We start from the raw sequence: 19,689 nt of genomic DNA, 5'->3' as shown, positions 1-19,689 counted from the left end.
CTGCTATAACTGCATCACCGCTGATTGCGCAATCGGGTACATCATTTCCTATTTCTGCGGAACCCGAAAATTATGGATATTGCCAGCATTGAAAAATTGATCGCTCTGGTTGAAGCCTCCGGCATTGGCGAACTGGAAATTGCCGAAGGGGCAAGCTCCGTGCGTATCAGCCGCGCCATCTCCAGCCCCACGGCGGTTGGGTCGTCCGCCGTATCCGCGGCCGTCGTCCAGCCGCAGTTGGATATTCCGATTCAGGCCGCACAGGCCAGGGCTATCGCATCTGACCCTGCGACGGAGCACATCACGTCATCCCCGATGGTAGGAACCTTTTATCTCTCTCCGGGACCCGGTGCGGCGCCATTTGTGGCTGTGGGTCAGCAGGTTAATATTGGCGATACCCTGTGCATCGTCGAAGCGATGAAGATGATGAATCAAATCTCGGCAGAGAACAGCGGGATCGTTAAAGCGATTCTGGCTACTGATGGTCAACCGGTTGAATTCGACCAGCCGCTGATAGTGATTGAATAGGGGATCTCATGCTGGACAAAATCGTGATTGCCAATCGTGGCGAAATCGCGCTGCGTATTCTGCGCGCCTGCCGGGAGCTTAACATCCGCTCGGTAGCCGTTCACTCTACTGCCGACCGCGAGTTAAAACACGTGCTGCTGGCCGATGAAAGCGTCTGTATTGGTCCTCCGTCATCCGCCAAAAGCTATCTCAATATTCCGGCGGTAATTTCGGCAGCTGAAGTGACGGGCGCGGCGGCCATTCATCCCGGTTACGGTTTTCTCGCAGAAAATGCGGATTTTGCCGAACAGGTGGAACGCTCAGGATTTGTGTTTATCGGCCCGAAAGCGGAAACCATTCGCCTGATGGGGGATAAGGTCTCGGCTATTCAGGCAATGAAGCAAGCTGGAGTACCGTGCGTACCGGGTTCCGATGGCCCGCTGGACGATAACCATGAGAAGAATCGCCGGCTGGCAGCCGGGATCGGTTACCCGATTATCGTCAAAGCCTCCGGAGGCGGCGGTGGGCGCGGGATGCGGGTTGTTCGCGAAGAGAAAGAGCTGGCGCAGGCCATTGACATGACGCGCGCCGAGGCAAAGGCAGCGTTCAACAATGATATGGTCTACATGGAAAAGTATCTGGAGAATCCACGCCATATCGAAATCCAGATTCTGGCCGATGGGCAAGGGCAGGCGATATATCTTGCCGAACGCGATTGCTCAATGCAGCGTCGCCACCAGAAGGTGGTGGAGGAGGCCCCTGCGCCGGGGATCACCGCGGAAATCCGCCAGGCTATCGGCGAGCGCTGTGCCAAAGCCTGTCTGGACATCGGCTATCGCGGTGCCGGTACCTTTGAATTTCTCTATCAGCAGGGTGAGTTTTATTTTATCGAAATGAATACCCGCATTCAGGTGGAGCATCCGGTGACGGAAATGATCACCGGCATTGACCTGATTAAAGAGCAGTTGAGGATTGCCTCCGGATTGCCTCTCTCCATCAGCCAGCAGCAGGTGAGCCTACGCGGTCATGCAATTGAATGCCGTATTAACGCCGAAGACCCACATACCTTCATGCCCAGCCCCGGCAAAATTACCCGTTTTCATGCGCCAGGTGGCTTCGGCGTACGCTGGGAATCTCATATCTACGCAGGTTACTGCGTCCCACCGTACTACGACTCAATGATTGGCAAATTGATCGTCATCGGCGACAGCCGGAATGAGGCCATTGCGAGAATGGAACATGCCCTGAGCGAACTGGTGATCGATGGCATCAAAACCAACGCTGAACTACAGCGGCGGATCATGGCGGATGACCATTTTCGCGCTGGCGGCTGCAACATCCATTATCTGGAAAAGAAACTGGAGCTCAATCGCTGAACTTAGCCCCAAAGCCGCCTCCGGGCGGCTTTCTTCATTTATCGCTATCAATATCACTACAGGAAAACCGGAGGTAAGTTGTGTCTGCACTCTCTTATGTGACGGGTGAGAGCCATTGTGCCTGGGCTATATATCTCTCCCAGGTGGAACGCGTTCTGCCGCTGCCCGGCGATCTCAATCGCTGGGCCAATACTCTGCGCCACCCGGAAAGGGCGCTGATTGTCGATGTTCCTCTGGAAATGGATGACGGGACGATTCGCCATTTTGAAGGCTTTCGGGTTCAGCATAATCTCTCTCGCGGACCCGGCAAAGGGGGCGTGCGCTATCACCCCGACGTCAGCCTGCAGGAGGTGATGGCGCTGGCGGCGTGGATGACCGTGAAATGCGCGGCGCTCAATCTGCCGTTCGGCGGGGCGAAAGGCGGTGTGCGCGTCGACCCGTCGACGCTATCCGACAGAGAGCTGGAGCGTTTGACCCGGCGCTACACTTGTGAAATCAGCAGAGTAATCGGCCCTCGGCAGGATATTCCGGCGCCGGACGTCGGCACTAACGCCCAGGTCATGGCCTGGATGATGGATACCTGGTCACGCAACGCCGGAACAGCCGCGACCGGCGTGGTGACGGGGAAACCGGTCCACCTCGGCGGATCGCTGGGGCGGGTACAGGCGACCGGGCGCGGCGTGTTTATCACCGGCTGTCACATTGCGGAAAAAATGGGACTCCCCGTGGCGCAAAGCCGGATTGCGGTGCAGGGTTTTGGCAATGTGGGTAGCGTCAGCGCCGGGCTGTTTCATGCTGCTGGCGCGCGGGTGGTGGCTGTACAGGATCATCGTGCGACGTTGTATCAGCATAACGGGCTCGATATCCCGGCACTGCAGGCGTGGCAACAGGAGCACGGCACAATAGCTGGTTTCCCCGGTGCCGATAACGTGACGGAAGAGGCTTTCTGGCGTCTCGAGTACGAGATACTGATTCCGGCAGCCCTGGAGGGGCAAATTAGCGCGGAACTCGCGGCTGGGCTGCGCTGCCGCCTCATTCTGGAGGGTGCCAATGGTCCTACGCTGCCGGAGGCTGACGACGTGCTGGCTGAGCGGGGGATCGTGCTGGTTCCAGACGTTATTGCAAACGCCGGCGGGGTAACGGTCAGCTATTTCGAGTGGGTGCAGGATCTCTCCAGCCTTTTCTGGAGCGAAGAGGAGATCGACGCTCGGCTGGATACCATTATGCGCCACGCTATCGAAAGCGTCTGGCAAAAAGCGCAGGCGCTGGCAATCCCCCTGCGTACCGCCGCCTGGGCCCTGGCCTGCGAACGGATCCTACAGGCAAGTAAAGACCGCGGGCTGTATTCCTGAGGCGTGGCGATGAAAAGCCCTGCGTTGTCGGCGCGGGGCCATAGGTAGAGTCAGAAAGCGTCAGGAAGAGGCGCGCGCGATATGCGCCCGCCGTTGCCGCTGGTCACACCACAGGGTGAATATCCCCGCCAGCGCTACGATCCCTGCGCCGATCAGCGTTGAAGAACCGGGCAGGCTGTTTAAGAACAGATAACCGATGACCATCGACCAGACCAGCGTGGTGTAGTCAAACGGCGCCAGTAGCGAAGCGTCGGTAAACCGCAGGCTCAGCGTGACCAGAATCTGTGCCATGCCGCCGAAGAAGCCGCAGCCCACCAGCAACAGCAACTGACCCGGCGTAGGACGTACCCAGCCGAAGAGGCTGGTTGCCAGGCCAATCAGGGTGGTCATCAGCGAGAAGTAAAAGACGATGGCGCCAGGTTTTTCAATGCCGTTGAGAAAACGGATCTGAATGTTGGAGGTGGCGGTGCAAAGAGCGGCAAGCAGGGCGAACGCGACGCCGAGAGCCATCCCGGACTGCAGATGGCCGCCAGCGAACAGAGAACCGCTGGCGGTTAAACTGGCGGAGAGCATAAACAGAATGCCGGAAAAACCGACGATAACCCCCAGCCAACGGGAAAAACGTACCCGCTCTTTCAGCAGCAGGGCCGCCATGATGACGGTGAAGAGCGGAGCAGCGTAGCTCAGTGCGGTGGCGTCGGCGAGAGAAATCGATACCAGCGCCAGATAGTTGAAGTACATCCCACCGGTACCGGAAAAGCCGCGAATCAGATGGCCGAAAATATTTTTGGTCTTGATACTGGCCAGCACGTTGCCCTGAATTTTTAACCAGATAAGCAGGGGAAACATAGCAATAAAAGAGCGAAAGAAGATCACCTCGCCGGTGGGAATCGCCCCCTGCAATCCTTTGACGCAGGCCAGCATTAATGTAGCGCATAGCGCGGAGAGTATTTTTAGATAAATCCCAAGTCGGGCATTCATGTGACTACCTTTGGTTAACGGTCGCGGAGGGACGCGGCGTGGGTGTCGCGCATGGCGTAACAGTAGAGGGCGCTCGGGGCAGGCAGATAAGATAATTTTGTTCTGTGAGGATAACTTTTGCTTATCTCCCGGCGCCGGCGCCGTCATATAAATCACCTATCTCGCAACAGCGTTTCCCTCTTACCCATCACCGAAACAATGTCGATATAGTCGCGATAAGTGGTTAGCCATACCGGCGAAACGGGAAACCTTTTACCGGGTGTCGGTACTCTTTTATCCAGACCGAGGAAAACAATAATGAAACTGAAGCGAAATGCGGGTTTAGCGCTGGTTCTGACGCTGGTAGCAGTGTCCGGGGCCGCGCGCGCCGACATGCTGGCGGATATTCATGCGCGCGGTGAGCTGAAGTGCGCGGTCTATTCCGATGTGCCGCCATTTTCTGCCCCGGATCCAAAAACCCGCCAGTTGGTCGGGATGGACGTTGAACTCTGTCATGCGCTGGCAAAACAGATGGGAGTCAAGGCGCAGCTGGTTCCTACTTCCGTGGAAGCGCGTATTGCTATTATCGCCACCGGGCGAGCCGACGTGCTGATCGCCAACCTTGCCTATACCAAAACACGTGGCCGCCAGATTCAGTTCAGTGACCCTTACTACGTCGCGAAAGAGATGCTGTTGGTAAAAGAGGCGAATGCCGATAAAACCCTTGCCGATTTTAAAGGCAAGCGTATCAGCGCCACCAAGGGCACCACCTCTGAACAATCCATCGTGCTGAAGGGCGGCAAACCGGTTACCTTCCAGGACGCGGCGTCGGCGTTCCTTGCCCTTGAACAGAATAAGGTGCTGGGTTTCGTCACCAACACTATGACCGGTATCAAAATGATCGGTCAGGCAAAAAAGGACGGCATTAATCTGGCGATGATTAAAGAGCCGATGGCGCTAGAGCCTATAGGCGTGGGGATGAAGCAGGGCGAACCGCAACTGCTGGCCAGCGTCAATGAAAGCCTGAAGGTAATGGATGACGACGGGACGATCGACAAGATCTGGAATACCTGGATTGGACCGAATACCGAATACAAAATGGTCCGCGAAGAACGGGTACAACCGTTGTCCAGCCTTACGTTCGAACCGCTGGAATAAGTATGACGCCGACATCGAAAACGTTGTTACCCGAGCGCCGCGTTGAAATTCATGCCAGCGCTCCGGCGCGGATTTCCATGATGGGCAGCCGGGCCTGGCTTATCGAAGCGCCGGGTGCCTTTGACCTTCCGGCACAGCGCCGTATCTGGTCTATGGCGCAGAACCTGCAACAGTGGCCGGCGGTGGAATCCCTGATCCCCGGCGTGACCAATTTACTGGTATTGCTCCATGACACGCCGGAGGAACCGACGGCAGTGGAGCGCCGGTTACACGAGTACTGGCTGTCCGCGCAGGCGCTCAACCTCGAAGGGCGGCAGATTGATATCCCGGTGTGCTACGGTGGCGAACACGCCACCGATCTCGAGGCGGTATGTCGGCATACTGGTTTTTCCGCCCGGGAAGTTATTCGTCGGCATTCGCTGGGGGTCTATACCGTGGTCGCGCTTGGCAGTGCGCCGGGGTTTGGCTATCTCCATGGTCTGGATCCGCGTCTGGCGACGCCGCGTAAAAAGGTGCCTTCGCTGAATATGCTCAAAGGGACGGTCACTATTGGCGGGCCACAGGCGGGGGTGTCGGTGTTGACCGGACCGAACGGCTGGAATGCAATCGGCTACGCGGAAATTGAGGTATTCAACCCCCACGCCGCCATTCCTGCATTGATGGCGCCAGGCGATATCATCCGTTTTCTGCCTGAGAGAGTCGAACTGTGATTGAGATTGAACAAAGCGGATCGCTAAATACGATTCAGGATTTAGGCCGTCCGGCGTGGCGTCATCTTGGCGTCTCAGTGAGCGGGGTGATGGATCCGCTGGCACTGCGCGCCGGTAACGCCCTGCTGGGAAACGAGGAGAATGCGGCGGCCATCGAAGTTCAGATGTTTCCCTTTCGCGTGCGTTTCCTGGCGGACACCTGGATCGCGCTCACCGGCGCCGATTGCCGGGCAAGGCTCGACGGCGATGAACTACCGGCCTGGTGGGGCTGCGCGGTACGTAAAGGACAGGTGCTTGAGTTGCGTTTTCCCCGTCGCGGCGCACGCGGCTACTTATGCGTGGCAGGGGGCATTGATGTCCCTCTGGTTCTGGGCTCGCGCAGTACCGCTCTGCGTGGCGGTTTCGGCGGACTCGAGGGGCGGCAACTACAGCGCGGCGACGTGCTGTCCTGTGGTCCCTGGCAGGGGGCGCCACTCCCGGATTCCGGGATTGGCATTGAGCCGCCGGAAGTGGCCTTAAACGCCTTTTTCCCGCGCAACGCACAGGGCGATGTCCAGATCCGAGCTATCCCCGCTGGCGAGTATCCGTTGTTTGCCGCTGATGCATCGCGGTTCTGGAGCCAGGCGTGGAAAATTTCGCAGCACAGCACCCGAACCGGCTATCGCCTGGCGGGAGAGCCTATCCTGCCAGCCGAAACGGTTGAAATGCGCTCCTATGGCCTGATACCGGGCATCGTACAGGTTCCGCCGGCCGGCGAACCGATTATCCAGTTAAGCGATGCCAACACCGCGGGAGGCTATCCCAAAATTGCCTGCGTGATTGAAGAAGATCTCTGGCGTCTGGGCCAGCTCCAGGCGGGGCAGTCAATTCAACTGGTACAGGCCGATACGTCTACCGCCATCGCCGTGCGGCAGGAAATTGAACGTTGGCTGCAGCGTTTGCGCGTCAGCATAGCGCCGCTGGTCAAGGTCGTTGGTTTATAAGGAACTCAGCATGAAAATTGATGTGAACTCTGATATGGGAGAAGGTTTTGGCGTCTATCAGCTATGTGATGATTCAGCGCTAATGGATAAGGTCTCTTCCGCCAACATCGCCTGCGGTTTTCACGCAGGGGATCCGGCGATCATGACGCGGATGGTACGCCTGGCGAAAGTGCGCGGCGTGGGGATTGGGGCCCACCCCGGTCTGCCGGATCGCCAGGGCTTCGGGCGCAAAGAGATGGCGTTCTCTGCCGATGAGATCTGCCAGCAGGTGGTATATCAGCTTGGCGCGCTCTCTGCCATTGCCCGCGCCGAGGGTACCCGGGTAGTTCACCTGAGTTTTCACGCGGCAATGGGCAATATGATTAACCGTGACGATGCGCTGGCGCTGCAGGTGATGCAGGCCGTCGCCCGGATCGATTCGCAACTGATTATCTTCTGCCAGCCGGATACTATCATTGAACGGGCGGCGCAGGCTGCCGGATTGCCGGTGCTGACGCTGTTTCTCGCTGACCGGGCCTACGACGATCGTGGACAACTTGTCCCGCGCGGTATTGCCGGTTCGCTAATCAAAGAGGAAGCGGCGGTGCGCGCCAGAGTACGTCAGTTTCTCCAGCAGGGAACGGTGACCACTTTTAGCGGCAATACGCTGTCGATACGTGCGCGTTCGATCCTGGTCCATAGCGATACCCCGGGCTCGCTGGCGCTGGCGACGCTGGTTCGTAGTGAGATTGAAGCCTGCGGTGCGACGGTAGCATCCGCGGCGGAGGTGCTGGCGCAGTAAAGCCTTTTCCCGTCACGAGGGGGGGCAAATCGCGCCCCTGACCACTACCTGTTCTCCCTTTACGTTATGCGCTCTCGGACCCACGGTCAGTCAAAACCCATTGGCCATCCCGCCAGGTATGAATCCATCCCGGCGCCCCTCTGGAACGATAAAAAAATGCCTGCCGGGTCAGACGCCAGGCAGGCATTTCACTCTGCTTAGCGCGCACAATTTGCGCGCTACAGCTTAACGGCAACCCGCGCAGAAGGCCGCGAGGCGATCGCAACCGGTTTGCAGGCGTTCCATACTGGTGGCGTAAGAAAGGCGGAAGTAGGGGCTCATGCCGTAGGCTGCCCCCTGTACCGTCACCACGTGCTGCTCCTCAATCAGCGCCATCACAAAATCGGCGTCGCTGGCGATAAAATGGCCGCTGGCGCTGGTTTTTCCGATAAACGCCTCGATGTTGACGAACAGATAGAAGGCCCCCTGCGGCTTATGGCATCGCAGACCGGGAATTCCGGCAAGACGCTCAAGCACGTAATCGCGGCGCTGGCGATAGATTTCCGCCCGTTCTGCCAGCAGACCCTGCGGGCCATCCAGTGCGGCGACGGACCCCGCTTGTGCCAGGGTCGTCACGCCGCCGCTGTTTTGCGTATTGACGTTGCTCATCGCCTTAATCAGCGTCAATGGGCCACCGCAAAAACCCAGCCGCCAGCCGGTCATTGAATAGGCTTTCGAGACGCCGTTCACTGTCAATACGCGATCGTACAGCCGGGGCTCCACCTGTGCCAGGGTCCAGAATTTCACGCCGTCATACAACAGATGCTCATAAATATCGTCGGTCATGATCCAGATATGCGGATGACGCAACAGCGTCTCACCGAGTGCCAGGAGTTCGGCATGGGTGGCGACCGATCCAGTCGGATTGCTGGGATAATTCAGCAGCAGCCATTTGGTCTTCGGCGTGATCGCTGCTTCGACGTCCTGCGGCAGTGGTTTAAAACCGTACTCTTCATGACAGGGTACTGGCACCGGTGTGCCGCCAGCGAATTTAACGATGTCGGCATAGCTAATCCAGGATGGCATGGGGATGAGTACCTCATCGCCGGGGTTAATGGTCGCCATCATAGCGTTGAAGATAATCTGTCGGGCGCCACCAGCGGTCAGGATCTGGCTGATATCGTAGCGTAGCTCATTGTCGCGCAGGAACTTGCGCTGGATGGCCGCACGCAACGCTGGCGTGCCGTCCGTCGGCGGGTAGCGGGTATCCCCGGCGCATGCTGCGGCATAGGCGGCATCGATCACGTGAGGAGGAGTGGGAAAGTCCGGTTCGCCGGTAGACAGACCAACGACATCGATTCCCTGCGCGGCGAGATCGCGTGCTTTTTGCGTCATGGCGACGGAGGCGGAGACGGTAACATTTTTGAGACGATCGGCTATATCAGGCATGAGGCTGCGGTTCCTGGTTCTAAGGTCAGCAAACCCACACGCGGCGCAGAATAATCCACCGTGTGCGGCGAAGGAGGTTAATACACATCAGCCAGCATAGAGGGGGGCGAAGGTGGCAAGCTAATAGCGCTTTGTTGTGGGGACATAACGCAATGCGATGACCGAAGGAAATCGTCCTCCTGGCACTCCGTTGACAAACAGGTATATGCCGCTGCACTCCGACGGTGCAAAGGCAGCGGCGTTGAAGTGTGGGTTGTCTGAAAATGGCGGCGCTATTGGCTGCCTGTGGTGCTCTTAGGCTATGGCACCGATCTTGCTTGCCATCAGAGATACGTATTGATGTGGGACTGCTACTATGAATCTTCGCCGCCTGAAATATTTCATTAAAATCGTCGACGTCGGGAGCCTGACGCAGGCCGCTGACATTCTGCATATCGCTCAGCCGGCGCTCAGCCAGCAGCTGGCGACTCTGGAAGGTGAAGTCGATCAGCAGCTATTAATTCGTACCAAACGAGGGGTCACGCCAACCAACGCCGGAAAAATTCTCTATACCCACGCTCAGGCGATTCTGCGCCAATGCGAGCAGGCGCAGAGCGCCATCGACGGTGCAGGCCAGGCCCTGAGCGGTCAGGTTTCTGTCGGGCTGGCGCCGGGCACAGCTGCCCAACTGCTGGCGATCCCGCTGCTGACTGAAGTCCAGCGCCAGCATCCCGGGATTGTGCTCTATTTCAATGAAAATTTTGGCACCACCCTCAGCGAATTAATTATGAGCGGTCGGATGGATATGGCGGTTATCTACGGTGACCGTGATATTCATGGATTGCGTTTTCTACCGCTGATGAAAGAAGAACTTTTTTTCGTCTGTCCGCACGCGCTGGGGGAGCCCCGGCGCGAAATCTCCCTGGCGGAGGTCGCCCGCTACGATCTGTTTCTACCGCGGATTTATAACATTATGCGTAAAGCCGCGGACGACGCCTTTACACTGGCCGGACTGAGCTACCGGGTGAAGTGCGAGATTGAATCGCTGACCACGCTTAACGCCGCGCTGGCGGCGGATCTCGGCGGCACCATCATGCCGGAGTCCGCGGCGCGCACCATGCTCCAGCCCGCCAATGCCTGGATGGCGAGAATTGTCGAACCCAATGTACTCACCTCGCTCTCGTTCTGTATGTCCGATCATCTGCCGCTTTCGCAGCCCGCGGAGGCGGTGAAGGGGATTTTGCTCTCCCTGATGGCGCAGCGGACTGAGGACAACCGGCCGCTAACCCTGGTGGGATAATAAGTCCCCCTTATTGCCTCAAAGCGAAACCCTCTTATCAACCCTTCCGATCCCCGCGCTAGAGTCACTACTCTGGCGCGCGGCATAGCCGTGCTCTGACCCTTGCGCGATGGAATCATGATGGAAAAAGAACTGATAGCTTTTGAGGACGTGCGCCAGCTGGCGCAGAAGATGCATAACGCCGGACTGCGGGAGCTTGAGTGGCGCGGCGCGGACTGGTCGGTTCGCCTGCGCTACCCCAGTGGCAAAACGATGGACGAACCGCCGCCTCTGCCGCCGCTGGGGGCCGAAACCCGCCCGCTATCGGTGTGTTCCCCGATGCCGGGACGCCTGTTGCTGAGCCATCCCAGCCATGGGGAGGCGTTCGTCAGCGAGGGGCAGCATGTTGCGCCGAACGATATCCTCGCGCTGGTGCAGGTCGGGCCGCTCTATTTGCCGGTGCGCAGCCCGGTGGCCGGGACGCTCAAAAACCTTGTGGCGCCGGCGGGGAGCCGGCTGGAGTACGGCAGCGAGATCGCGCTGCTGCTGCCCACGGATGCCGCTTCCGCGAAGTTATAAGGACCCCTTATCGGGCCAAACTATTTATGTCTTATCCCCGTTGGACATAACTGCATACAGTCAGAAAAACAACGTCAAAGGCAGATCGGTCTGCCGCAACAGGAGAGGCTCATATGCCATTTTCAGATTATAAAGTGGCCCTGGTGACCGGCGCTTCCGCTGGGATGGGGGAAGCGATTGTCGAACGCCTTTGTCAGGAAGGCATTGAGGTTCACGCGGTAGCACGTCGCCATGAACAGCTTGCCGCCCTGGCGGACAGAACTGGCTGCATTCCCCACGCCGTCGACGTCGGCGATCTATCGGCGCTGACCGCACTGTGCCAGGGTCTGCAGGTCGATATTCTGGTGAACAACGCCGGCGTTTCTCATCCGGGATCGATTCTCGATGCCGAGGCCGACTGGGTCAACACCCAGGTGGATGTCAACCTGCGTGCCGTGCTGCACCTGTGTCGTCTGTTGGTACCGGGAATGGTGGCGCGCGACTGCGGTCACGTCATTAATATTACCTCCATCGCTGCGATTTATAACTTCAATGGCAATTCCATCTATCACGCCACCAAAGCAGGAGTGCACGCGCTGTCGCGTCAGCTGCGCGTCGATTGCTATGGCAAGCGGGTACGAATTACCGAAATTTGCCCCGGGCGGGTGGCGACGGAGATATTCGGTAACGTATCCGGCGATCACGAAGACGCCCGCCGTCGCTTTATCGATGGTTTCGAGCTGCCGGAAGCAAAAGATATCGCCGACTGCGTGGCCTTTGCGCTCGCCGCGCCGGTGGCAGTCAACATCGGCAATATTGAGATCACGCCGACGCTGCAGGTACCCGGTGGGCTATCCACGATGCGTCCTGGTGACCGTGAGTCCTGAATGACGGCAAACGAGGAGGATATATGGCACTCGACTTCAGTAACGTGATGACTGGCCACTACGGCCAGATGATTATTGATGGCACCGTCGTCACTCTGGAACTGGCGTTGGGTGCATGGCTGCTGGCCATGTTTATTGCGCTGGTGCTGGTGATGATCCGTCTGAGCAACAAGCGCTTCGCGCAGCTTTTGGTCGCGGCGTATGTATCCTATCACCGCAATGTACCGACGCTTATTCAGCTGATGATGTGGTATTTCGCGATTCCGACGCTGCTGCCTGAGTCGTTGCAGATGTGGGTCAACGAGATGAATGCGGAGTTTCTGTTCTCGCTGGTCGCGCTGGGATTGTGCCAGGCGGCCTATTTCTCTGAAGACATCCGCAGCGGTCTGCGTGCCATCCCCGAAGGCCAGAATGAAGCGGCGAGGGCGCTGGGAATGGGATATTTGCGCGCCATGTGGCTGGTGATTCTGCCACAAGGGATCCGTAATGCGTTGCCATCGGTGATTAACCACACCGTGCTGCTGTTTAAAAATACCAGCCTTGCAATGGTCATTGGCGTCACCGAGTTGACTTACGTAACGCGCGATATTGAAAACCAGACCTTCCGTACCTTCGAAGCTTATATGGTGGCGACGGTAGGCTACCTGGCCTTCTCTTTGTTGCTGATGGGGATGGGGGCGCTGCTGGCCCGTCGCTTTCAGCGCGCGTATGCGAGGTAATATGTATGTTTGATTTTTTCACGATTCTGCATGATAACGGCCTGTTGTTGCTGATGGGGCAATATCCTGATGGTCCGCTTGGCGGTGTGCTGTGTACCTTGCTGGTGTCGCTGCTGGCAGTGCTGTTCGCCTTCCCGGTCGGCGTGCTGTTGTGCCTCGCTCGCCTCTCTCCGTGGCGCTGGCTGAGCTGGCCGGTCACCTGCTGGATCTATCTGCTACGCGGTATTCCTCTGATGATGGTGGTGTTCTGGACCTATTTCTGCGTGCCGTTGCTGATTGGCCACAATATTAGCGGCTTCAGCACGATGCTGTGTACGCTGGTTATCTACGAGAGCACCTACATCGCTGAAATTGTGCGCGGCGGGATCCAGGCGCTGCCTTCAGGGCAATATGAAGCCTCCCGTGCGCTGGGAATGGGGCATGTGCGGGCTCTGCGCCTGGTGATTCTACCGCAGGCGTTGTACAACGCGCTGCCAAGTCTGGTCAGTCAACTGGTGTCGATTATCAAAGATAGTACCCTCGGCTACGTTATTAACGTTCCGGAGCTGACCTATGCGGCCAACCAGGTCAGTAATCAGCTGCTGACAAAACCGTTCCAGGTCTTTGCCATCGTAGCGCTGAGCTACTACATCATTAATTTTAGCCTGACGTGGCTGGCCAATCGCCTGGAGCTGCGTATTGCCAGCAGGAGGCAACGTGCACAGTCCGCTATGGGAAAGCCGGTCATGCCGCTGGTTCTCGACCCATCACCATCACAAACTCAATAAGGAGCAACCATGCGACCGATGATTCTGTTCAATCAGGTGAATAAATGGTACGGGGAATATCAGGCCCTGACCGACGTCAGCGCCGAAATAAAAAGCGGTGAAGTGGTGGTGGTGTGCGGTCCTTCCGGATCCGGCAAATCGACGTTAATCCGGACGGTCAACCGTCTTGAGCCCATCGAAAAAGGACAGATCCTGTTTGACGGCGTCGATATTCATGGCTCGAGCACCAGGCTGAACCAACTGCGTACGAGAATCGGCTTTGTCTTCCAGAGTTTCAATCTGTTTCCGCACGTTTCGGTGCTGGAAAATATCATGATGTCGCCAGTGAAAGTTCTCGGCGAGAAGCGTTCGGAAGCCCGACGTCATGCCGGGGAACTGCTGGAAAGGGTGGGACTATCGCACAAGGCCGACGTTTATCCGGCACAGCTTTCCGGCGGCCAGCAGCAGCGGGTGGCTATCGCCCGGGCGCTGGCGATGAAGCCGCCTGTCATGCTGTTTGACGAACCGACATCTGCACTCGACCCGGAGATGGTCGGCGAGGTGCTGAGCGTGATGCGCGGGCTGGCGCAGGAAGGGATGACCATGATGTGCGTGACTCATGAAATGAACTTTGCGCGTGACGTAGCCGATACGATCTGGTTTATGGATCAGGGACAAATACTGGAAAAGGCTGATCCGGATAAATTCTTCACCGCGCCACAACATCCGCGCGCGCGACGTTTCCTCAATGATCTACTGCTCCATTAGGCGTAAATTCACTAATCAAAGAACAGGTAGGAACTTTTCAGCCTTATAACGCCTGATGAATTTCATCGGGCGCTTTGTATTGTCGTGGCTGTTGTATTGTACATTTCTACTCTACCGACTTTCTTGCCTGTACTAGAGAACATCGGTAGGCATCCATTTTCGAGGTGCCGCAGATACAGATTCTCGACGGTCGTTCCGAAAGCATTCATCCGGGCTCAGGCATTCAAATGGATAAGGATCATTTACCGTTGCTGGAAGACCAAAATCCGGTACGACGAAGCGAGATACTTTCTGGCACTGGAAGAGTGAAAATCTCCCTTACTAATGCCGTAAAAAGCTTGTCGATTCACTTAGAATAAAACAACCCCTTATATCTTATTCTTTAAAATGGACATATTTGAAAAAATAGAGCATCTCCAATGGATACACCACACCAGCTCCCTCCAATAAGAACCTCGACTGAAACAATTGAATAACATAAAGGAAACCAATAAACCATTATTGACTTAAGCTCAGTGTGACATTGAAAATAAATAATCGACCTAAGGCTATGATATTCAATACATTTATTATAAGATTAAAATAAATCTTAGATTAATAATTAAAGCATTGAAAAAAGCAAAAATTGATACTATGGTTTATTATCACTTCAAAAAGGAGTTATTATGCTTGGTAATAAAGTAGCACTTATAACTGGCGCATCGAATGGGATAGGGCTTGAAATTGCTCGCAAATTTTCCCAAAACGGGTGGGATGTTATTGCTGTCGCAAGGAATGAAGAAAAATTATCTAAAGCAGTTGAGGATCTAAAACAATACGGCACAAAAATTATCCCCTATTCCATCGATCTCAGTAAGTATGAGCAGATAGAAACGCTTAAGCGAAAAACGGAACAAGATGGATTCGATATAGGAGCACTGGTTATCAATGCTGGCCAAGGACTCGGCGGTGCATTTATTGGTGGTACCGATTTGTCAAAAGAACTTGAGCTCATCCGACTCAATGTTGACTCATATGTTCATATGTCAAAAATATTTTTGCCTGATATGATCAAACGTGGCGGAGGGTATGTTCTGATGACATCATCAGTTTCTGGCACGCAGCCAATACCTTTTGAATCCATCTATGGTGCGACAAAAGCATTTGTGAATTCCTTCTTCTGGGCCATTCGCAATGAATTATCCGGCAAGGGCTTAAAAATGACTTTGTTGATGCCTGGTGCCACTGCCACTAATTTCTTCATTAATGCAGGTCAGTCCAACACTCGGGTAGGTGCACACCAGAATACGACTGCGGAACAAGTCGCTGAACGTGCATGGTATGCATTAATGAGTGAACATGAAGTTGCGTATGGGAGTGATAATGCAGAATTAGCGGCTGAAGTTTACAATCGACAAATGAGTGAGTCTCATAAAGCCCAGCGTGCTCGTCTAAATTCTGAACCTGGTTCAGCAGTAAAATAAAATAGTTAAATACGAGATAACCAGGATAGTTCTTGGTTATCTCGTATTTAATCGTTAAATTAATGCTTCATGTAGTGAACTTTCAATGTGCTTAAATGCCCTATTGCAAATATCCTCGTGGTAAAACATCTTGCCTGGAATGTCAGCTTTAGGAAAAGTAAAAGAGTGGACAGCCTCAGCATAATTGACGAACTCAAAATTTGCTTCAGCTGTTACCATTTATTTAAAAAATTCAATTACATGTAGAAGAGAAACAAAAGGATCACGAGCACCATTTAGCACGACAACTTTGGCGGAAGTCCTGCCTTTAACTATAGGTCGTGTTGTCGTTAACGTTCCATGTACACTGATACTGGTCTTAATTTCAGCGCCAATTCGCGCAAGTTCCAAAGCACAGTGTCCACCATAACAAAAGCCTACAACACCCACTTTCTCCCGTATCACGTGTTTATCACCAGCCAGAATATCAAGAACAATATTTAATCGATTAATCTCCTCAGGAGTATCTTTCAATTCTGTCATCATCGCAAAAGCTTCATCAGAGGCCAGACTAAAACCTCTATCATATAAATCGGCAACAAGGACGGTATACCCAATCTCGGCTATGCGTTTTCCATGATCAATATTTGATTCGGTAAGGCCCATCATATTGGGGCATAAAAGTACCCCGGACGAGACCCTGCATCAGAATGAATCAACAGCCCTGAGAAGATCTTATTACCCGAATACCAATTTACTGTATTCGTACTTAATGATTGCATTGTGTTTACCTGCTGCCACCGGTCTCAGTGAAGCATTCTTTATTTACGAATTCATAAATTCTTCAAATTTATCTTTCCAGTCAGGGTGCCACCTGGAAAGTGCTGGGCGATTTTGAATGATATCCTCATAGGCCCAGGTTATACGCTTTGCGTCTATTTCTGAGGTGACCGTTCCATCCGGGCAAATGATATAAAAGTCGCCCCGAGAGAAATGCTCGATAAAGTATTCAATCACTTGTTCAGCTTTCCATGTTCCTTTTGGCTGCTCATCGTGTTGTTCGTCCATTTCAGGGAAATTCATTGGAGTCCATGTATAACCAGGAACCAAAAGATGGGCAGTTATTTTATTTCCACATTCTTTAAACAAATCATGGGCCAATTGCTCTGTAACTATTTTCACCCCCGCTTTGGAAACATTATAGGCATTGTTCCCGGGCGGGGTAGTGATTCCCTGCTTCGAGCCAAGGTTTACGATTGCGCTTCGGCCGTCCATCTTAAGCATTTCCGGTACGAACAAGTGTTGCACGTTCAGTATTGATAATAAATTCCCTTCAAGTTGACTGCGCCAGTCATCTGGATCACCCCATGGACCGCTCCGGTGCGAAATAGCCGCATTATTAATAAGCAAGGCAATATCACCAAAGTCGTTTATAGCTGTGTCACGAAGGCGCGCAATATCTTCCAGGCTTGTCACATCACCTGTAACAAGACGTATCTCAGAATCAAGAGCATCAGCTAAGGACTTAAGATTCTTCTCGTCTCTATCGAAGAGGCAGAGATTCATACCGGCTTCAGATAAACGTTTTGCGGCTGCGGCACCAATACCTTTCGCCGCACCAGTGATAACCGCGGTACGGCCCTTTACGATAATTGAACTGTTCATTTTAGTCTCCTGGACAACTGTCAGTTGAACTCAACAATCTGATCTGAGGAGCCTGAATTTTACAGGAACCAGTAGTATCAAATTGAGTTAAAATAAACTATAAACGATAACAATCCAGGAACTATTTAACATTACAATATGCTCTGTTGAATTTTACTCAATTAAAACTCCGTAGTGTCAGCACCGTGATTTCTGATAGTTTACCAAGTCGCAGAGGAAAGCCGTTCCAGATACCCGTACCGTTACTGATATATAGCGACATCTGCCCAATATCATACAGGCCTGAAACGAATCCATTGTTGGCTGATGCTATAAACTTATCGAACCCATACACCATACCTCCATGGGTATGGCCAGACAACTGGAGCGACACACCAGCAGCGGCACTTTGTGGAGCATTATTCGGTCGGTGACTCATCAGAATGATTTTCCCGGAATTATCAATACCAGACAATGCTGCTGAGAGATCGGGAGGAGTGCCACCAAACTTAGCCGCAGCTTCATCGGTGATACCAGCCAGCACTAGCTTTACATCTTTTCGAGTAATAACAGTATGTTCATTATTTAGAAAATGCAGACCCAGCTTGGATAGCTCAGCAGTCCATTGGGCACCATCAAAGTAATATTCATGATTACCCGTGACGGCAAATACACCATCAGGGGCCTTTAGCATGGCAAGTGAGCTGACATCTGGCCGTCTGTCCTCAACCGTTCCGTCGATGATATCGCCGGTTATTAGGATCAAACTGGAGTCGAGAGCATTGGTTTTTTCTACCACCTGTCGCAGCCAGTCACCGGTTAAAAGACGACTGACGTGAATGTCCGTCAGTTGAGTGATGCGGTAGCCGTCAAATTCTTCAGGTAATCCCTGAATTCTCACCTCGACTTCCCGAATATCAGGTACTTTCACGGACTGATAAACACCGATACCTGCCAGTGACGATGCCAATACAGGCAGAAGATAAACAGGGATAAATAGGGGATACTTTTTTCTGGTGAGAAAAAATCTAATCAACTGCATCAGGTCTCTAATCACTAACAACATAAAGAAAATAACTATGAAACCAAATCCCCAGCCAATCATAATCATTAGAAATTCAGGGAGTTCTGGAGAGAACATGGTTCCAAAAAATAATCGACTGAGCAGGTGAAAATCCGCAACCATTGCCATGACAAAAAACAGCAAGCATCGTGATGATGCTGAGACTCTCAGTGGAAAGATAACCCTAATACCAATATAGATTGCGGGGATCAAAGTCCATAGATGAAACACTAATCAGACTCCTCATTTCACTTCAATCCACAATCGTTACTTGCAGTCATTCATCTTGATCTGAATCGTGGACATTATTGTTGAATTGAACTAAAAATAACACTTCTTAAATGCGAAGAAAGTTGAGTTTTTCTTAATAACATGATGAATAGTACTCAACGATAGTGAGATGAATGAATGCCGGTAAGACCAATAGCTAAACTTTCGCGCAGCGATCTGGCCGATCTGAATGCTTTCAGAACCGTAGAGAGGCTCAGAAGCTTCACGCAGGCAGCCGTGGAACTGGGTATTACGACCTCTGCCTTGAGCCATTCTGTCCGCAATCTTGAAACCCGGTTGGGTGTCAGGCTCCTCAACCGGACCAGTCGAACGGTTGCTCCCACGGATGCCGGAAGCAACTTGGCAAGACGACTTGAAATTGGGTTTAATGAAATTGGTGAGGCTCTTGATGAGATTAATCTGCTCAGAGACAGGCCCGTTGGCCGCTTGCGCATAAATGTTCTCGCAGACGGCGCTAGATTGATACTTTCCAAACTCTTACCTAAATTCCTACAAACCTATCCGGATGTGGAGGTCGAAGTCGCCGTTGATGACAAAATGGTTGATATCGTCTCGGCCGGATTTGATGCAGGCATCCGATTTGGCGGCACGGTTCCTGAGGATTTTGTGGCAGTCAAGCTGGGCCCGGAACTCAGATGGGTAGCAGTAGCTTCTCCGAGATATCTATATAGAAAACAAGCACCTGTTATACCCGAAGATTTAAAATCCCATAATTGTATCCAGATACGCACGGGTCAGGGTGTCATTTATCGCTGGGATTTCCACAAAGGCGATGAACACCGAAGCATTGAAGTTCCTGGGCAGGTATGTGTTAACGAAACGACGTTAGGTGTTGAGCTTGCGCTAAAGGACGTGGGTATTACCTATTGCCTTGAAGAGCGTGTTGCAGAGCATATCAAAACGGGGGAACTGCATATTGTGCTACCAGACTGGTCACCTATTGAACCCGCAATGCATTTGTATTACCCGGGGCATCGACAGGTACCCCAGGGACTAAAAGAGTTAATCGAAGTATTACGCTCAGCCTATCTCGATGTTGCATAAGAGAACCTTACAAG

Annotated in this window: 20 protein-coding genes; 15 read left to right on the top strand and 5 right to left on the bottom strand. The window is 53.6% G+C overall.

The features are described 5' to 3' along the window. Positions 1 to 72: 72 nt before the first annotated feature. From accB to HMPREF9538_RS13835, 3 genes are all read left to right on the top strand, one after another. Positions 73 to 528, top strand: coding sequence for an acetyl-CoA carboxylase biotin carboxyl carrier protein (gene accB, locus HMPREF9538_RS13825; protein ID WP_009485120.1), 456 nt, complete (start codon positions 73 to 75; stop codon positions 526 to 528). Between the two features lie 8 nt (positions 529 to 536). Then, positions 537 to 1,883 (top strand): acetyl-CoA carboxylase biotin carboxylase subunit, encoded by a 1,347-nt coding sequence (accC, locus tag HMPREF9538_RS13830; protein ID WP_004222829.1) that lies wholly within the window; start codon positions 537 to 539, stop codon positions 1,881 to 1,883. An 80-nt stretch (positions 1,884 to 1,963) separates the two neighbouring features. Next, positions 1,964 to 3,235, top strand: a complete 1,272-nt coding sequence (locus HMPREF9538_RS13835) for a Glu/Leu/Phe/Val family dehydrogenase (protein WP_032423033.1) — start codon at positions 1,964 to 1,966, stop codon at positions 3,233 to 3,235. 60 nt (positions 3,236 to 3,295) lie between these two features. Here the strand turns inward: HMPREF9538_RS13835 and HMPREF9538_RS13840 are convergent, their stop codons facing one another. After that, positions 3,296 to 4,216, bottom strand: coding sequence for a DMT family transporter (locus HMPREF9538_RS13840; RefSeq protein WP_009485117.1), 921 nt, complete (start codon positions 4,214 to 4,216; stop codon positions 3,296 to 3,298). Between the two features lie 297 nt (positions 4,217 to 4,513). On the opposite strand from HMPREF9538_RS13840, the gene HMPREF9538_RS13845 reads away from it, so the two are divergent. From HMPREF9538_RS13845 to HMPREF9538_RS13860, 4 genes are read left to right on the top strand one after another with little or no spacing between them, the layout of a single operon-like run. Continuing rightward, entirely contained in the window at positions 4,514 to 5,353 is an 840-nt protein-coding gene (locus tag HMPREF9538_RS13845; protein ID WP_004222836.1) for an ABC transporter substrate-binding protein, read from the top strand. A gap of 2 nt (positions 5,354 to 5,355) precedes the next feature. Further along, positions 5,356 to 6,063, top strand: a complete 708-nt coding sequence (gene pxpB / locus HMPREF9538_RS13850) for a 5-oxoprolinase subunit PxpB (protein ID WP_009485116.1) — start codon at positions 5,356 to 5,358, stop codon at positions 6,061 to 6,063. Beyond that, positions 6,060 to 7,046, top strand: coding sequence for a biotin-dependent carboxyltransferase family protein (locus tag HMPREF9538_RS13855; protein WP_009485115.1), 987 nt, complete (start codon positions 6,060 to 6,062; stop codon positions 7,044 to 7,046). Before pxpB ends, HMPREF9538_RS13855 begins: the two co-directional genes overlap by 4 nt. Positions 7,047 to 7,056: 10 nt before the next feature. Beyond that, complete coding sequence (locus HMPREF9538_RS13860; protein ID WP_004222843.1) at positions 7,057 to 7,827, top strand: 5-oxoprolinase subunit PxpA; 771 nt, start codon at positions 7,057 to 7,059, stop codon at positions 7,825 to 7,827. 225 nt (positions 7,828 to 8,052) lie between these two features. On the opposite strand, the gene HMPREF9538_RS13865 is transcribed toward HMPREF9538_RS13860, so the two are convergent. Beyond that, a complete protein-coding gene (locus HMPREF9538_RS13865) occupies positions 8,053 to 9,255 on the bottom strand; it encodes a pyridoxal phosphate-dependent aminotransferase (RefSeq protein ID WP_004222844.1) in 1,203 nt (400 codons plus the stop codon). A 355-nt stretch (positions 9,256 to 9,610) separates the two neighbouring features. Here HMPREF9538_RS13865 and nac point away from each other — a divergent pair, with 355 nt between their 5' ends. The 7 genes from nac to HMPREF9538_RS13900 all read left to right on the top strand — a co-directional run bounded on the left by nac (position 9,611) and on the right by HMPREF9538_RS13900 (position 15,654). Beyond that, positions 9,611 to 10,534 (top strand): nitrogen assimilation transcriptional regulator NAC, encoded by a 924-nt coding sequence (nac, locus tag HMPREF9538_RS13870; RefSeq protein ID WP_009485114.1) that lies wholly within the window; start codon positions 9,611 to 9,613, stop codon positions 10,532 to 10,534. Between the two features lie 117 nt (positions 10,535 to 10,651). Next, positions 10,652 to 11,092, top strand: coding sequence for an acetyl-CoA carboxylase biotin carboxyl carrier protein (locus HMPREF9538_RS13875; protein WP_009485113.1), 441 nt, complete (start codon positions 10,652 to 10,654; stop codon positions 11,090 to 11,092). A 113-nt stretch (positions 11,093 to 11,205) separates the two neighbouring features. Then, on the top strand, positions 11,206 to 11,958 hold the full coding sequence (locus tag HMPREF9538_RS13880) for an SDR family oxidoreductase (RefSeq protein WP_009485112.1): 753 nt from the start codon (positions 11,206 to 11,208) through the stop codon (positions 11,956 to 11,958). 23 nt (positions 11,959 to 11,981) lie between these two features. Next, entirely contained in the window at positions 11,982 to 12,677 is a 696-nt protein-coding gene (locus tag HMPREF9538_RS13885) for an amino acid ABC transporter permease (protein WP_004222853.1), read from the top strand. A 5-nt stretch (positions 12,678 to 12,682) separates the two neighbouring features. Then, positions 12,683 to 13,444, top strand: a complete 762-nt coding sequence (locus tag HMPREF9538_RS13890; RefSeq protein ID WP_004222855.1) for an amino acid ABC transporter permease — start codon at positions 12,683 to 12,685, stop codon at positions 13,442 to 13,444. Between the two features lie 9 nt (positions 13,445 to 13,453). Next, positions 13,454 to 14,191 carry an amino acid ABC transporter ATP-binding protein gene (locus HMPREF9538_RS13895; RefSeq protein ID WP_020316552.1) on the top strand — a complete coding sequence of 246 codons (738 nt, stop codon included), beginning with the start codon at positions 13,454 to 13,456 and terminating at the stop codon, positions 14,189 to 14,191. Between the two features lie 665 nt (positions 14,192 to 14,856). Beyond that, the gene (locus HMPREF9538_RS13900) at positions 14,857 to 15,654 is read left to right on the top strand and encodes an SDR family NAD(P)-dependent oxidoreductase (RefSeq protein ID WP_009485111.1); all 798 of its coding nucleotides are present in this window, start codon (positions 14,857 to 14,859) and stop codon (positions 15,652 to 15,654) included. A 219-nt stretch (positions 15,655 to 15,873) separates the two neighbouring features. On the opposite strand, the gene HMPREF9538_RS31110 is transcribed toward HMPREF9538_RS13900, so the two are convergent. The 3 genes from HMPREF9538_RS31110 to HMPREF9538_RS13910 all read right to left on the bottom strand — a co-directional run bounded on the left by HMPREF9538_RS31110 (position 15,874) and on the right by HMPREF9538_RS13910 (position 18,469). After that, complete coding sequence (locus tag HMPREF9538_RS31110) at positions 15,874 to 16,302, bottom strand: dienelactone hydrolase family protein (protein WP_009485109.1); 429 nt, start codon at positions 16,300 to 16,302, stop codon at positions 15,874 to 15,876. Positions 16,303 to 16,458: 156 nt separating this feature from the next. Continuing rightward, positions 16,459 to 17,298, bottom strand: coding sequence for an SDR family NAD(P)-dependent oxidoreductase (locus HMPREF9538_RS13905; RefSeq protein WP_009485108.1), 840 nt, complete (start codon positions 17,296 to 17,298; stop codon positions 16,459 to 16,461). A 157-nt stretch (positions 17,299 to 17,455) separates the two neighbouring features. Next, a complete protein-coding gene (locus HMPREF9538_RS13910) occupies positions 17,456 to 18,469 on the bottom strand; it encodes a metallophosphoesterase (protein WP_009485107.1) in 1,014 nt (337 codons plus the stop codon). Between the two features lie 279 nt (positions 18,470 to 18,748). On the opposite strand from HMPREF9538_RS13910, the gene HMPREF9538_RS13915 reads away from it, so the two are divergent. Then, the gene (locus tag HMPREF9538_RS13915; protein WP_009307864.1) at positions 18,749 to 19,675 is read left to right on the top strand and encodes a LysR family transcriptional regulator; all 927 of its coding nucleotides are present in this window, start codon (positions 18,749 to 18,751) and stop codon (positions 19,673 to 19,675) included. Positions 19,676 to 19,689 lie beyond the last annotated feature (14 nt).

Source organism: Klebsiella sp. MS 92-3, assembly GCF_000195655.1.
GTDB classification, from domain to species: domain Bacteria; phylum Pseudomonadota; class Gammaproteobacteria; order Enterobacterales; family Enterobacteriaceae; genus Klebsiella; species Klebsiella pneumoniae.
This window is presented reverse-complemented; position numbering and strand designations above follow the sequence as displayed.